Origin of the sequence: Streptomyces longwoodensis (genome assembly GCF_001514125.1) — a bacterium.
Lineage (GTDB): Bacteria > Actinomycetota > Actinomycetes > Streptomycetales > Streptomycetaceae > Streptomyces > Streptomyces longwoodensis.
Window position 1 is genome coordinate 86,548 of sequence record NZ_KQ948550.1, and the last position, 13,618, is coordinate 100,165.

The window sequence follows — 13,618 nt, forward strand, 5'->3', positions numbered from 1 at the left end:
CGTCGGCGTCACTGCCGGTCGCCCCCGGTGCGCAGGCGGAACCGCTGGAGCTTGCCGGTCGCGGTGCGCGGCAGCGCGTCCAGGAAGACGACCTCGCGCGGGCACTTGTAGGGCACCAGCTCCTGCCGGACGAAGCCGCGCAGCGCCTCCGCGTCCCGCCGGGCACCCCCGCGCAGCACCACGAAGGCGACCGCGACCTGCCCGCGGTCCTCGTCCGCGCGCCCGACGACCGCCGCCTCCACCACGTCCGGGTGGCGCAGCAGCGCCTCCTCGACCTCGGGTCCCGCGATGTTGTACCCGGCCGAGATGATCATGTCGTCGGCGCGCGCCACGTACCGGAACCAGCCGTCGCTCCCGCGCACGTAGGTGTCCCCGGTGACGTTCCAGCCGTCGCGCACGTAGTCGCGCTGGCGGGGGTCGGCGAGGTAGCGGCAGCCCACCGGGCCCTGGACGGCGAGCAGTCCGGGCTCGCCGTCGGGCACGGGCGCGCCGTGCGCGTCCTGCACCCGCGCCCGCCAGCCGGGCACCGGGAAGCCGGTGGTGCCGGGCCGGGCGTCCTCGTCGGCGGCCGACAGGAAGATGTGCAGCAGCTCGGTGGCGCCGATGCCGTTGATGATGCGCAGCCCGGTGCGCTCGTGCCAGGCGTGCCAGGTGGCCGCGGGCAGGTTCTCGCCGGCCGAGACGCAGCGGCGCAGGGACGACAGGTCGTGGGCCCCCGGCTCGCTCAGCATCGCCCGGTACGCGGTCGGCGCCGTGAACAGCACCGACACCCGGTGCCCGGCGATCGCGGGCAGCAGCTGCCGGGGGCCCGCCTGCTCCAGCAGCAGCGCGGAGGCGCCGGCCCGCAGCGGGAAGACCACCAGCCCGCCGAGGCCGAAGGTGAAGCCCAGCGGGGGACTGCCCGCGAACACGTCGTCCGCGCGCGGCTTCAGCACGTGCCGGGCGAAGGTGTCGGCGACCGCGAGGACGTCCCGGTGGAAGTGCATGCAGCCCTTGGGGCGGCCCGTGGTGCCCGAGGTGAACGCGATCAGCGCCACGTCGTCGCAGGCGGTGGCCACGGCCCGGTAGGCGCCCCCGGGTGCCGGGCGGCGCAGCAGGTCGTCGGGCGCGTCACCGCCGTACGTCGTGATCCGCAGGTCCGGCACCTCGGCCTTGGCGAGGTCGTCCACCGCCCTAACGTCGCACAGCGCGTGCCGCACCCGGGCGATCCCGCAGATCGTGCGCAGCTCCTGCGGGCGCTGCTGGGCGAGGACCGTGACGCACACCCCGCCCGCCTTGAGCACCGCGAGCCAGCAGGCGGCGAGCCAGGGGGTGGTGGGGCCGCGCAGCAGCACCCGGTTGCCGGGGACCACGCCCAGCCCGCCGGTCAGCACGTGCGCGATCCGGTCGACGCGGGCCCGCAGCTCGCCGTAGGTCCAGGTGCCGTCCGGGGTGCGGAAGGCCGGGCGGTCGTCGGGCGGGCCCTGCAGCAGCTCGGCGGCGCAGTTCAGCCGGTCCGGGTAGCGCAGCTCCGGCAGGTCGAGGCGCAGTTCGGGCCACTGCTCGGGCGGGGGCAGGTGGTCGCGCGCGAAGGTGTCGACGTGGGCGGAGTCGTGCATGTCCGTGCGCCCCCTTGCCGGTCCGGCGTCGTGGTGGGCTCGCCCGTCGAGCGTATCGTGTCGGTGACGGCAGTCAACGGGGCGCGATAAGGTCGGGGCAGTGCACGGGAGAGGGGACCGGCGATGCCCGCATTCTCGCTCGGACCGGAACGGACCGCCTGGTGTGCCGAGCTGCGCGCCCTGGCCGCCGACCGGCTGCGCCCGCTCGCCGGGAAGGGCGAGCCCGGCCGGGTCAACCGGCCTCTGGTGGCCGAACTCGGCCGACTCGGCCTGCTCGCCCGCCTGTTCACCTCCGGCGCCCTCGACCTGTGCCTGATGCGCGAGTCCCTGGCCCGGGTCTGCACCGAGGCGGAGACCGCCCTCGCCCTCCAGGGCCTCGGCGCGCACCCGGTGCACGCCCACGGCACCCCCGCCCAACGGCAGCGCTGGCTGCCCGCGGTGGGCGAGGGCCGCGCGGTCGCCGCCTTCGCGCTCAGCGAGCCCGGCGCCGGCTCGGACGCGGCGGCCCTGACCCTGACGGCCACGCCCGACGGGTCCGGCGGCTGGCGGCTGACCGGCGAGAAGACGTGGATCTCCAACGCCCCCGAGGCCGACTTCACCACCGTCTTCGCCCGGACCACACCCGGCGCGGGCGCCCGGGGCGTCACCGCCTTCCTCGTCCCCGCCGGCCGGCCCGGCCTCACCGGCACCCCCCTCGACATGCTCTCCCCGCACCCCATCGGCACCCTCCGCTTCGACGCCGTCCCGGTCACCCCGGACGACGTCCTCGGCGAGGTCGACGCCGGGTTCCGGGTCGCGATGGGCACGCTCAACCTGTTCCGGCCCAGCGTCGGCGCCTTCGCCGTCGGCATGGCCCAGGCGGCCCTGGACGCCACCGTGGAGTGGACCGCGCGCCGCGACGCCTTCGGCGGCAAGCTCAAGGACCTCCAGGGTGTCGCCCACCAGGTCGCCGAGATGGCCTTGCGCACGGAGGCCGCCCGCCTGATGGTGTACGCGGCGGCCACGGCGTACGACAGCGGTGCCCCGGACGTCCCCGGGCGCGCCGCGATGGCCAAGCTGCTCGCCACCGAGACCGCGCAGTACGTCGTCGACACGGCCGTCCAGCTGCACGGCGCACGGGCCCTGCAGCGCGGCCACTTGCTGGAGCACCTCTACCGGGAGGTGCGCGCGCCCCGCATCTACGAGGGGGCGAGCGAGGTCCAACGGGGCATCGTCGCCAAGGAGTTGTACCGGTCCCGCGAGGAGGGCGGCGCATGAGCGTGCAGCGGGTCAACCCGCCGGAGCTGTCCCCGCCGGCCGGCTTCTCCCACGCGGTGGTGGCCACCGGCTCCCGGGTGGTGTTCCTCGCCGGGCAGACCGCCCTCGACGGTGACGGCCGGGTCGTCGGGGCCACGCTGCCCGAGCAGTTCGAGCGGGCGCTGGCCAACCTGCTGACCGCGCTCGCCGCCGCGGGCGGCACACCCGCCGACCTCGCCCGGGTCACGGTGTACGTCACCGACGTCGCCGCCTACCGCGCCCACGCCGCCGAACTGGGCCGCGCCTGGCGCGCGTCGGCCGGGCGCGACTACCCGGCGATGGCCGTGGTCGGGATCGTCCGGCTGTGGGACGAGCAGGCACTGGTGGAGCTGGACGGCTTCGCGGTGCTGCCCGACTGAGCCGGGCGCGCCCCGCAGGTCGTCAGGCGGCGGTCGCGAGGGCGTCCGCCGGGAGCCGGTGCGGGGCGAGCACCCGGCCGTCCGGGAGCAGCGCACCCGAGTCGTCGAAGACGATCGTGCCGTCGCACAGCAGGTCCCAGCCCTGCTCGGGGTGCGCGGCGACGACGTGCGTGGCCCGGCTGTCGGCCGGCCGTCCGCTGGGCCGGGTCTGCGTCGGGGTCGGGTGGGAGCACATGGCGCACCTCCGCGTCGAGGGAGTGGGACCGGCCGTACGGGCCGTCCCGCCTGGACCGACGGTGCGCCCGCCGGGACCCGCCCCGCCAGGGGGTGCGGCGAAGCGTGACAGCACCCGGACGTCCCCGCGACCGTTCGCCCACGCACGTCGCGGACTCGCCACCGAAGGGGTGACGATCACGGCGGTCGGCACGGCCTCCCGGTAACCAGTGGAAGACCTCACACACCGCACCACCCCGCCCCACCCAGGAGGTCATCCCGTGTCCCTGCGTCCTCTGCGCCCTCTGCGTCCCCTGTTCGGCGCGGCCGCCGGCGCCGCCCTGCTGTTCACGGCCGTCGCCCCCACCGTCACGGCCTCGGCCGGCGTCCTCGAGTCGGTCACCGTCGACGCGGTCGGCCGGATCGCCCCGGACGGCACCGTCACCCTCTCCGGCACCTACCGCTGCCTCGGCAGCAGCGGCCCCGTCTTCGTCAGCTCCTCCGTCAGCCAGGACACCGCGCCGCGGACCCGCTACGGCATCGGCGGCACCCGCGCGGTGTGCGACGGCGCCGAGCACACCTGGCAGAACACCGGACGGCCGTCCGACACGCTCACCACGGCCGGGACGAGCAGCCCCCTGAAGGCGGGCGCGGCCCACGTCGAGGCCACGCTGATGGAGCTGCGCCCCCACGGCATCGTGCCGCTGCCCCACGTCCACGCGACGCAGGTGCAGGACGTCCAGCTGAGCGCGGTCTGAGCGACGGCCGGCCGGGTCCGGACCCTCGACGGGGCCCGGACCCCGCGCGGGATCGCCCGGCCCTTCCGGTCACCCGGTGCTGCACACCGTCCTGGGGGCCGCCCCGCCGCCCGCGGTGTGCGCGGACCGCGCGTCCTGCACCCGCTGCACGTCCTGGAGGAGACCGGCGATCCCCGGGTCCTGGCCGGCGGCGACCCGGGCGAGGGTCAGCAGCACCGCCTCGTAGAAGGCGTCCCGGACGGCAGGTGCCATGACGTCCGAGGCGTCGAGGCAGCGGGGGCCCGCACCGAGCCGCCGCGCGATCTCGCGGGCGACCGGCCCGCCCTCGGCCGTGACCCGGCGGTTCGCCGAGAAGACCCCCGCCCCCGCCAGCTCGGCCCACTTGCGCTGCCCCTGGGCGGAGGCCAGCCGGCGGATCAGTGCCCGGGCCCGGGGACTGTCGCCGAACAGCGCCGCGAAGTCGCCGGTGACCTCGTGGGCCCGCACCGGGCCGCCCCCGGGCAGCAGCGGAGCGGAGTCCGTCATGCGCGCGCGACCCGCCTCGCCGCCGTAGAACGAGGGCGCGAAGGAACCCTGGTGCTCCAGGGTGCACCCGCCCCAGCCGTCGAACAGCAGCCCGTTGCCGTCCGGGTCGCCGCGGTGGTCGGTCAGCAGGGCGTGCGCGGCCGCGCCCCGGTCCTGCCGGAGCAGCCCGGCCCACACCTCCCACGCCTCGCGCACCGGCGCACTCCGCCACCAGCGCGTGCCGCCTGCGCCCCGGGCCCACTGCTCGTAGACGTGCGGACCCGCCCGCTGGAGCACGAGGTCCTCGATCCAGTCGGTGCCGGGCCAGCCCGACGCGCCGTCGTCGCCCATGCCGAGGCACCAGCTCCGCAGGGGCGCCGGTCCCCGGGCCGGCGCCTCGTCCTGCCGGTACCAGACGACGCTCTTCAGGTCCGCCTTGACCGGGACCCAGTACAGGTGGTCCGAGGGCGAGCCGGCCGACATCCAGGGCGCGCCGTACTCCTGCGGGTCGTAGAGGTCGTCCAGCGGCTCCAGCAGGTGCTGGTCGGCGTACTCGGCGAGCTCACCGATGCCCGGCATGATCACGATGTCCGGGGGCTCGCCCGCCTGCACCTTGGCGAGCAGCACCTCCCGCTGGGCGGCGGTGCCCTGGTAGCGGAACGGGATGCCGAAGCCGCGCAGCAGGGTCTCGAACCGGTCCGCCTGCCCCGCCGTCCACGTCCCGAGGATCGTCACCGGCTCCTCCCGGTCGTGCCGCGCCCACAGCACCACCGTGGAACCGGCGGTGACCAGCAGCATCACCAGGGCGAGGACCAGTAGCTTGAACCGCCGGGTCACAGCCGCCTCCAGTAGTCCTTGTCGAGCCGCAGGCCCAGCCCCAGCGCGGGCAGTGCGACGGCCAGCAGGCTGCCGGTGAGGGTGGCCCGGTACACCCGGTCGGCCCAGGCGCCGTCGTCGGTGTCCTCCCGGACGTCCTCCGACCGCTTGGTGACGCGCTTCTGCGCATCGGCCGGTTCCGGGCCGACGCGCCGGGACACCTCGGTGATCTGCCGCAACCCCCCGACGGCCCGGGTGAGTCCGTCCTCCGTCGCCGACACCGTCATCAGCGGCACCACCGCGAGCAGCACGGTGAGGGCGAACGCCGCGAGCAGGTACGCGTTCCAGTCCCGGCCGCAGCGGTCGCGCAGCACGAACAGCGCCGAGAGCAGCGTCGACGCCAGTGCGGCCAGGGCGCATTCGGCGAGCCACCACACGCCGCGCTGCACCCCGCCCATGGCCGCCGTGGCCTCCGCGTGCCGCAACTGCACCCGTTGCAGGGCGTCCAGGCGGGGCACGAGCCCCACGCCCTCGCGGGTGAGCAGGGAGTGGGCCTCCTGGAGCTTCTGCTCGCGCATGAGGGGCTGGTCGCGGTAGAGGGAGGCGCCGAGGGTGAGCGAGTCGGTGTAGGTGGCGAGCAGGCCCTTGACGGTGCCGAGGTCCTGGTCCGTGCGGTCGGCGATCCGGGACAGGCCCTGGTCGGCGGCCGAGAGCTGGGACCGGTAGGTCTCGCCCGAGCCCGCGACCCCGATGAGGTTCCCGGCCACCAGCACGTGGACCTCCTGGTCGGCGCGCAGCGCCGCGAGCCGGGTGGCGGCCAGCCCCTGCACGGCCGGCGCCTCCCGGGCCGCGAGCGCGTCGGCGTTGCGCTGGACCTGCCGGCACGACAGGAACAGCGCGCTCGCCGCGACGGTCGCGAGCAGCACCAGCACCAGCAGGTGCACCTCCAGCAGCCGCCGGGTCCGCCAGGGGCGCAGGAGGTCGCGCCAGAGGGCGGCGGGGGAGTACCGGCGTCGGAGCGCGGCGGGGGAGCGCCGCTTCGTGGAGGTGGCGCCCCCGAACGGCGTGCGACCCCCGCCCCGCCCGCGCCCGAAAGGTGTACGGCCCCCGCCCCGCCCGCGCCCGGTGGTCGTCACCGCAGGGCCCTCCCGCACGCGATGCAGTAACGGGCCTCGCTCCCGGCCGGGTTGCCGCAGGCGCCGCAGTGCGGGCCCGGCCGGGACCCGGCGGTGTCGGGCAGCGGTGCGCCGGGACGGGACCCGGCGCGCAGGATCATCGGGCCGAGGGTGCCGGCGTCGACGGCGCGCGGCCGCACCCGTCCCGCGGACGCGTCCTCGATGTCGGCGACCGCCCGGATCTCGTCCAGCACCCAGTCCGTGCCGAACCGGGCCGCCAGCCGGGCGGCCTGCCCCAGGCAGTCCTCGGCGGTGGCCGGCCGGTCGTCGCGCAGGGCGGCGAGGCCGCGCCGCAGGGCATCGCGCATCCGGGCGGTGGCGTTGAGCTCGCGCACGCTGTCGGCGCCCGCCGGGACGTGGGGCGGGGACTGCCCGGGCAGGTGCCAGCGGGCGGTGACCGCCGCGTGGAAGTCGCCGATGGAGACCAGGGCGAACAGCAGCTCGGTCTCCAGCGGGTCGGCTCCGGAGTCGGCGACCAGGGTGAGCAGGTAGTCCCGCCGGCCCTGCTCCCACTGGTAGGTCGGGAAGCTCCAGCGGTGCGGCCGGCCGGGCTGGGGCAGACCGCCCAGGCGGTGCGGCCGGGGCGCCTTCTCACTGAGCGAGACCTGGCGCACGCACGGCCGCACGGTCACGTCGATCGGCAGCCGGGGCGTGTGCACCCGGCGCAGGCGCCCGATGGCGTCGGTGACCGCCCGGCCGAGTCCCTCGTCCACGAACTCGGCCGTCCCGTGCAGCCGTTCGGCGAGGGCCAGCAGCGGATCGGGGGACCAGTCCGTCCCCACGGCGAACACGTCACAGGTGAATTCACCGGCACACGCTTCCAGTTGCTCCTCCAGGCGGCTCTCGCCGGCCGCGCTGCTGCCGTCGGTGATCAGCACCAGGTGCCGTACGGACGCCGGCCGGCCGGCGAGCAGGGCGTGCGCCCTCGCCACCCAGGCGGCGTACCCGGCGGGGCGCGGCCCGTCCCGGTGCAGCGGCAGCGACCCCGTGACGAAGGCCGCCCGGCGCCGCTCGTCGTGGTCGGCGACGGCCCACTCCTCACCCCCGCGCGGATAGCAGCGGACCGGCTCGGGGCCGCTGCCCAGCACGGCGAAGGAGATGCGGTCGGGCAGGGCGCGCAGCGCCGCGGGCAGGGCGTGCCGGACGGCCGCCCGGTTCTCCTCGGCGACGTCCACCGCGACGACCACGGCGAGCTGGACCGCGGGCAGGTCGGTGGGGGCGCCGTCGGCGGACACGTCGACCCGCAGGTGCGCCTCGATCTTGGCGCTGCGGTGCGGGCGCAGGTCGCGGCCGAGGTCCACGTGGAGCCGGATGCCCGGCTGCGGCGGCCGGGTGAGGCTGCTCATGTCGTACGTCACCGCTCCTTCGCGCCGCCGTCCGGTCGGTCGTCGTCCGTTCCCCGCCGCCACGCCCCGAAGGGCCCGCGGCAGTCGCCGCGCCGTACGGTCAGAACACCGTCTGGGGCCGTACGGCGTGCAGGAGGTCCACCAAGTGCTCGTGCGCGGCGGGCTCCTCCTGGTGGTGGGCCGCCAACCGTGCGTACAGGGACTCCAGTTGTTCGCGCAAGACCCTCTCGGGCGCGCTGAGGCGGCGCAGGGCGCGGGCGTCGAGCCGGCCGCGCCCGCCGCCCGGGCCCGCGGGGCCGGGACGGTCGCCGAGGTGGTGCACCGCGTCCAGCTTCCACTCGTGGAACTCGGTGCGCAGGCGCAGCGCCTCGTCCTCGGACAGGCTCGGCTCCACGGCGCCCGGTCTGCGCCCCACCAGGCCGGCCAGCTCGGCCAGCGCCGCGTCGACCTCGGCGGGTACGGGCAGCGGGTCGCCGTCGCCGGGCAGCCGGGCCGCGCGGATGCGCAGGGCGGCGATCCGCGCGACGGTGTGGTCCAGCGTGCCCGGCCGGACCCGGCCGAGCACGTCCACGGCCGCCCGCCGGTCACGTGCGCGGAGCGCGAGCCTGGCCAGGCCCAGGGCGGCGCCGCCGTGCGCCGGATTGCGTGCGAACACCGCCTCGTACAGCTCCCGGGCGGTGGGCCCGGCCGCGTCGTCGCCGAGCCGCTCCGCGCAGTAGGCCAGCGCCAGCTTGGGGGCGTACTCGCCGGGGAGTTCGAGGTGGACCCGCGTGAAGTGGGCCTTGGCGTCGGCGACCGGGCGGGGGTCGCCGTCGAGTCCGGCGGCGCGCAGCGCGAGGAGGGCGCGGTGCCACTCCAGCCGCCACCGGCGCACGGCGGACGGGCCGGGGACGGAGTCCGCCGTGTCGAGTTCCTCCTGGGCCCGGTCCAGGTCCTGCCGGGTGTCGCGCCCCAGCAGGACGCGCACGTTGTGCAGACAGATCTCCACCGACCGCGGTTTCTCGCCCTCCTGCCGCAGGAGCCGGCCCGGGTCGTAGCCGCTGCTCACCTCGAACCGCGCGGCCTGCGGGTCGCCCGGGTAGGGCCTGGGCACCGGCAGACAGGCGGCGATCTCGGTGGGGGTGGGGGCGCCGGGGTCGAGCGCCGGCGCCACGGGCGGCTCGTACCGGTCGCGGCGGGGCCGCCCCAGCCAGTGCTCGATGCCGGGCACCGTGCCGAGCCGGGCGCCCAGCAACCGGGTGGACGGCCGGAAGTAGTCGGAGGGCTCGGGCGGGTCGCTCTTGCCACGCAGCGCCCGTATCTCCCGCAGGGCGCCGCGCAGTTGGCCGAGCATCTCGCGGGCGTCGGTGAAGCGGCGGCCGGGGTCGGTCCGTACGGCGCGGTCGACGACCCGCTCGAAGGACGCGGCGCCCAGTCCCGGGACCTCGGTGACGGCCCAGCGGGCGAGTTCGCGCAGGGTGACGCCGACGGTGTGCAGGTCGTGGGCGACGGTGGGCACGGCCGTCGTCCCCGTCTCCGGCGCCATGTAGTCGGGCGTCACGTGCGCGGGCGGCTGGGTCTGGCCCTGCTCGCGCATGCCGCCGAGGTCGATGACCTTGACGCCGTCCCGGTGGTGCACGACGTTGGACGGCTTCATGTCCCCGTAGACGAAGACGCGTTCGCCGTCGGCGTGCAGGTGGACGAACGCTTCGAGGATCTGGCAGCCGTACGTCGCGACGTGCTCGATGTCGAGGACGGCCTCACCGCGGCGGACCTCCTCCACGACCGCCGCGAGGGTGCCGTCGCCGACGTCGTCCATGACGATGTACCCGCCGGTGACCGTACCGCTGCCGTCGCCTCGGGCGACGAAGTCGCGGATCTGGACGATGCGGGGGTGACGGATGGCGACGAGGTTGCGGCGCTCCACGTCGGCGAGCCGCACACCGTCGTGCTCGTACCGGTTGAGCAGCCCCTTGACGGCGACGACGTCCCCGAGGTGGGTGTCCTCGGCGAGGTAGACCCAGCCCTGGCCGCCGTGCGCGATGGGCCCCATGATCCGGTACTGGTCGCGCAGCAGGTCCCCCTCGGCGAGCTCGGGCCGGTACGAGTAGCGCTCGCCGCAGGCCGGGCAGAAACCCCGGCTCGGCACCGGGCCCTCGGTGTAGGGCGGGGCGAAGGTGATGCCGCAGTCGGCGGACGAGCAGCTCATGCGGACGCGCAGCGGCGCCTCGGGACGCACGAGGCGTTCCGCGGCGGGACGCGGCTCCCGCTCGGGCAGCGCCAGCAGAGCGCGCGGGCCGTGCTCCCGCGGGTCGTCCGGCAGGGCGGGCAGCCCGGGCCCGTCCTGCGCGCGGCCGCACACGGCACAGTGGCCGCCGGCCAACAGGGTCCCGCCGCAGGGTGCTCCGCTGAAGCGGCGGTGCGGACAGGTCGTCATCCTGGCGTGCCCCTCCCGGTCATCGGCCCCCTCCGGTTCCGTGTCCCGCACGGTCGTCCTCCTCCCCGGCCGGGCGGTGCGGGGGCGCCGGCGCCGTGGCGGGAGGTGGAGCGCAGGCCCGTCGGCATCAACGCCCCCCGTGGCGGTCGAGGTCGGCGCGCAGCGTCCTGATCAGGGCGCGCAGCCGGGCGAGTTGCCGGTGCGGGTCCCGCTCCTCGTCGATGCGGCGGCGGGTGACCCGGTGCCGCTCGGCGGTCTCGGCCACCGGGCCCAACGAGGCGCTGTCGACCACGTCCAGGCGGATCGACCGGCTCAGCTCCACGCGCTGGAGACGGTCGAGCAGCGCGTCCGCCCGGTGCAGGAGCGCGGGCCGCAGGAGCCGGTCGCAGGCCTCGTCCCAGCCCGGCCCGCCCTCGCGACGGAAGACGAGCAGCAGCCGGAAACCGACGGACCGCAGCCGTTGCAGGACGTCGATCAGGGCGCCCGGCTGCGGCTCCTCGTCGAGGCCGTCGACGAGGAGGGTGACGGGCCGGGCGGGTGGGTCACCGGCTGCCGGGACGGCCCGACCGGGTGCGGGGGCGTGACCGGCCGCCCGATCGGCCCGGCCGGGTGCGGGTGTACGACCGGCCGCCGGAGCGGCTCGGCCGGCTGTGTCCGTGCGACCGGTCGCCGGAGCGACCTGGCCGGCTGTGTCCGTGCGACCGGTCGCCGGAGCGGGCCGGGGCCCGGCGCCGCGGAGCCAGTCGTAGTACGCCAGGTACGCGCCGGCCGGGAAGGCGATCCGGCCCAGGGCGTGGTCGATGAGGTCCGGCACGCGGGCGCCGCCGCGGTGGACGACGTCGGCCCGGTGGGTGAGGTGGCGCAGCGAGCGTTCCTTGCCGCCGCCCGGGGGCACCACGGTGATCTTCACCGGGTCCTCGTCCGGGTGGTCGAACCACCGGGTCACCCGTGCCTCGAAGCCCCGGTCCCAGGCGTCGGGCCGGCTCAACTCCGCGACGTACGGCGACAGTCGGGCGATGCGGTCGACGGGGATCAGGTACGAGAAGGCGAGCCGGTTGTCCTCGGGGAGGAAGGCGCCGAGGTCGCCGCGCCAGCTGACGACGAGCCCGACGACGCGGACCGGCCGGTCCTCCCGCGGCCGGGTGCACACGGCCGCGCCGCTGAAGCCCTCGCGCACCACGTCCGCCTTGGTGACGGCGTCGAGCTGGACCAGCTCACCGCTGGCCCCGCCGATGCGCCCCCACAGGCTCATCCCCTCGTCGAAGCCGTCGGCATAGCCGGTCGCGTACACCTCCATGCCGCCCCACACCCCGGGGTCCAGCGGGGCGGGGCGCGCCTGGGGCCGCGGGCTGTCCAGGCGCAGTACGGCGACGTCCTCGCCGTCCGCCCGTTCCGGCAGCCAGCCGCCGGGCAGGACGCGGGCGCGGACCGGGGCGAGCGCGCTGTTCTCGGCGAACTCGGCCCACAGCACGGCGTCCGGGCGGCCCACCACGTGCGCACAGGTCAGCGCCGTCCACTGGTCGACGAGCACACCGGCACCGCAGACCGGACCGTGCGCGTCGTCGCGCCGCAGCCGCAGTCTCCAGTCCGCACGTAACTCCCCCATGTCATCTCACACTACGGCCACAGCGGGGTGCGTCCCTAGACTCGGGAGCAGGCTGCTCGACACGCATGTGGCCAGGAGTTGACCGACTCGGTGCTCAACTTCGGCCAGGACTGGGCTGTTTGAGTCATCTGAAGATCAATAACCTGGCTCCCGAGTCCCGTAGTCGACCTCGAGGAGTCCCGTGTCCGTCGCACCGCAGCTCCCTGACATCCTTTCGCCCGAGTTCGCCGCGGACCCCTACCCGGCGTACGCGGTGATGCGGGAGAGGGAGCCCCTGATCTGGCATGAGGCCACCCGCAGCTACATCGTCTCCCGCTACGAGGACGTCGAGCGGATCTTCAAGGACAAGAAGTCCGAGTTCACGACCGACAACTACGACTGGCAGCTGGAGCCGGTGCACGGCAGGACGATCCTGCAGATGAGCGGACGGGAGCACGCGGTGCGCCGGGCCCTGGTGGCGCCCGCCTTCCGCGGCAGCGACCTGAGGGAGAAGTTCCTGCCGGTCATCGAGCGCAACTCCCGCGAGCTCGTCGACACCTTCCGCGCCGCCGGGTCCGCGGACATCGTCAGCGACTACGCGACCCGCTTCCCGGTCAACGTCATCGCCGACATGCTGGGGCTGGACAAGGCCGACCACGCCCGCTTCCACGGCTGGTACACGGCCGTCATCGCCTTCCTGGGCAACCTCGCGGGTGACCCGGACGTGACGGCGGCCGGCGAGCGCACCCGGGTCGAGTTCGCCGACTACATGATCCCGGTCATCAAGGAGCGGCGGGAGAAGCCGGGCGACGACCTGCTGTCGACGCTGTGCGCCGCCGAGGTGGACGGTGTGCGGATGAGCGACGAGGACATCAAGGCGTTCTGCAGCCTGCTGCTCGCCGCCGGCGGGGAGACCACGGACAAGGCGATCGCCGGCATCCTGGCCAACCTGCTGACGCACCCCGAGCAGCTGGCGGCCGTGCGCGCGGACCGGAGCCTGATACCGGCGGCCTTCGCGGAGACCCTGCGCTACACCCCGCCGGTCCACATGATCATGCGGCAGTCCGCGGTGGACGTGGAGGTCAGCGGCGGAACCATCCCGGCCGGGGCGACGGTCACCTGCCTGATCGGCGCCGCCAACCGCGACGAGCGGCGCTTCAGCCATCCGGACCGCTTCGACATCTTCCGCGACGACCTCAGTACGACGTCGGCGTTCTCCGCCGCCGCCGACCACCTCGCCTTCGCGCTCGGCAGGCACTTCTGCGTCGGCGCGCTGCTGGCCAAGGCCGAGGTGGAGACCGGGGTGAACCACCTGCTGGACGCCATGCCCGACCTGCGTCTGGCCGACGGCTTCGACCCGGTCGAGCAGGGCGTGTTCACCCGCGGCCCGCAGTCGCTGCCGGTGCGCTTCACCCCGGTCACCGCCTGAAGGGCGCGGACTCCCGGCCCCCGAGGGGGCCGGGTCCCGGTCCCCGGCCCGTCGACGGTGCCCGGCCCGCCTGGGGTCCCCGGCCCGTCGGCAGTCCCCGGCCCGTGGGCGGTCCCCGGCCCG

11 protein-coding genes are annotated in these 13,618 nt (G+C 75.8%); 4 read left to right on the forward strand and 7 right to left on the reverse strand.

What is annotated here, in order from left to right; genetic code table 11:
• Positions 1-8: 8 nt before the first annotated feature.
• A complete protein-coding gene (locus AQJ30_RS05375; RefSeq protein ID WP_067229255.1) occupies positions 9-1,598 on the reverse strand; it encodes an AMP-binding protein in 1,590 nt (529 codons plus the stop codon).
• A gap of 123 nt (positions 1,599-1,721) precedes the next feature.
• Between AQJ30_RS05375 and AQJ30_RS05380 the strand changes: the two genes are divergently transcribed.
• Entirely contained in the window at positions 1,722-2,855 is a 1,134-nt protein-coding gene (locus AQJ30_RS05380) for an acyl-CoA dehydrogenase family protein (RefSeq protein WP_067229257.1), read from the forward strand.
• On the forward strand, positions 2,852-3,253 hold the full coding sequence (locus AQJ30_RS05385) for a RidA family protein (RefSeq protein ID WP_067229260.1): 402 nt from the start codon (positions 2,852-2,854) through the stop codon (positions 3,251-3,253). The genes AQJ30_RS05380 and AQJ30_RS05385 overlap by 4 nt, the downstream gene beginning before the upstream one ends.
• A 22-nt stretch (positions 3,254-3,275) precedes the next feature.
• On the opposite strand, the gene AQJ30_RS05390 is transcribed toward AQJ30_RS05385, so the two are convergent.
• Entirely contained in the window at positions 3,276-3,488 is a 213-nt protein-coding gene (locus AQJ30_RS05390; RefSeq protein WP_067229262.1) for a DUF5999 family protein, read from the reverse strand.
• A gap of 259 nt (positions 3,489-3,747) precedes the next feature.
• On the opposite strand from AQJ30_RS05390, the gene AQJ30_RS05395 reads away from it, so the two are divergent.
• Positions 3,748-4,224: a DUF6299 family protein gene (locus tag AQJ30_RS05395; RefSeq protein ID WP_245726818.1), complete on the forward strand. Its 477-nt coding sequence runs from the start codon at positions 3,748-3,750 to the stop codon at positions 4,222-4,224.
• A gap of 69 nt (positions 4,225-4,293) precedes the next feature.
• Here AQJ30_RS05395 and AQJ30_RS05400 read toward each other — a convergent pair whose 3' ends face one another.
• The 5 genes from AQJ30_RS05400 to AQJ30_RS39130 all read right to left on the reverse strand — a co-directional run bounded on the left by AQJ30_RS05400 (position 4,294) and on the right by AQJ30_RS39130 (position 12,087).
• Positions 4,294-5,565 carry an extracellular solute-binding protein gene (locus tag AQJ30_RS05400; RefSeq protein WP_067229264.1) on the reverse strand — a complete coding sequence of 424 codons (1,272 nt, stop codon included), beginning with the start codon at positions 5,563-5,565 and terminating at the stop codon, positions 4,294-4,296.
• Complete coding sequence (locus tag AQJ30_RS05405; protein WP_245726819.1) at positions 5,562-6,680, reverse strand: hypothetical protein; 1,119 nt, start codon at positions 6,678-6,680, stop codon at positions 5,562-5,564. The genes AQJ30_RS05400 and AQJ30_RS05405 overlap by 4 nt, the downstream gene beginning before the upstream one ends.
• A complete protein-coding gene (locus tag AQJ30_RS05410; protein ID WP_067230852.1) occupies positions 6,677-8,065 on the reverse strand; it encodes a vWA domain-containing protein in 1,389 nt (462 codons plus the stop codon). The genes AQJ30_RS05405 and AQJ30_RS05410 overlap by 4 nt, the downstream gene beginning before the upstream one ends.
• A 100-nt stretch (positions 8,066-8,165) precedes the next feature.
• A complete protein-coding gene (locus AQJ30_RS05415) occupies positions 8,166-10,481 on the reverse strand; it encodes a tetratricopeptide repeat protein (protein ID WP_067230855.1) in 2,316 nt (771 codons plus the stop codon).
• A gap of 127 nt (positions 10,482-10,608) precedes the next feature.
• On the reverse strand, positions 10,609-12,087 hold the full coding sequence (locus tag AQJ30_RS39130) for a S1 family peptidase (protein WP_245726820.1): 1,479 nt from the start codon (positions 12,085-12,087) through the stop codon (positions 10,609-10,611).
• Between the two features lie 181 nt (positions 12,088-12,268).
• On the opposite strand from AQJ30_RS39130, the gene AQJ30_RS05425 reads away from it, so the two are divergent.
• Positions 12,269-13,495: a cytochrome P450 gene (locus AQJ30_RS05425; protein WP_067229267.1), complete on the forward strand. Its 1,227-nt coding sequence runs from the start codon at positions 12,269-12,271 to the stop codon at positions 13,493-13,495.
• Positions 13,496-13,618: the final 123 nt, after the last annotated feature.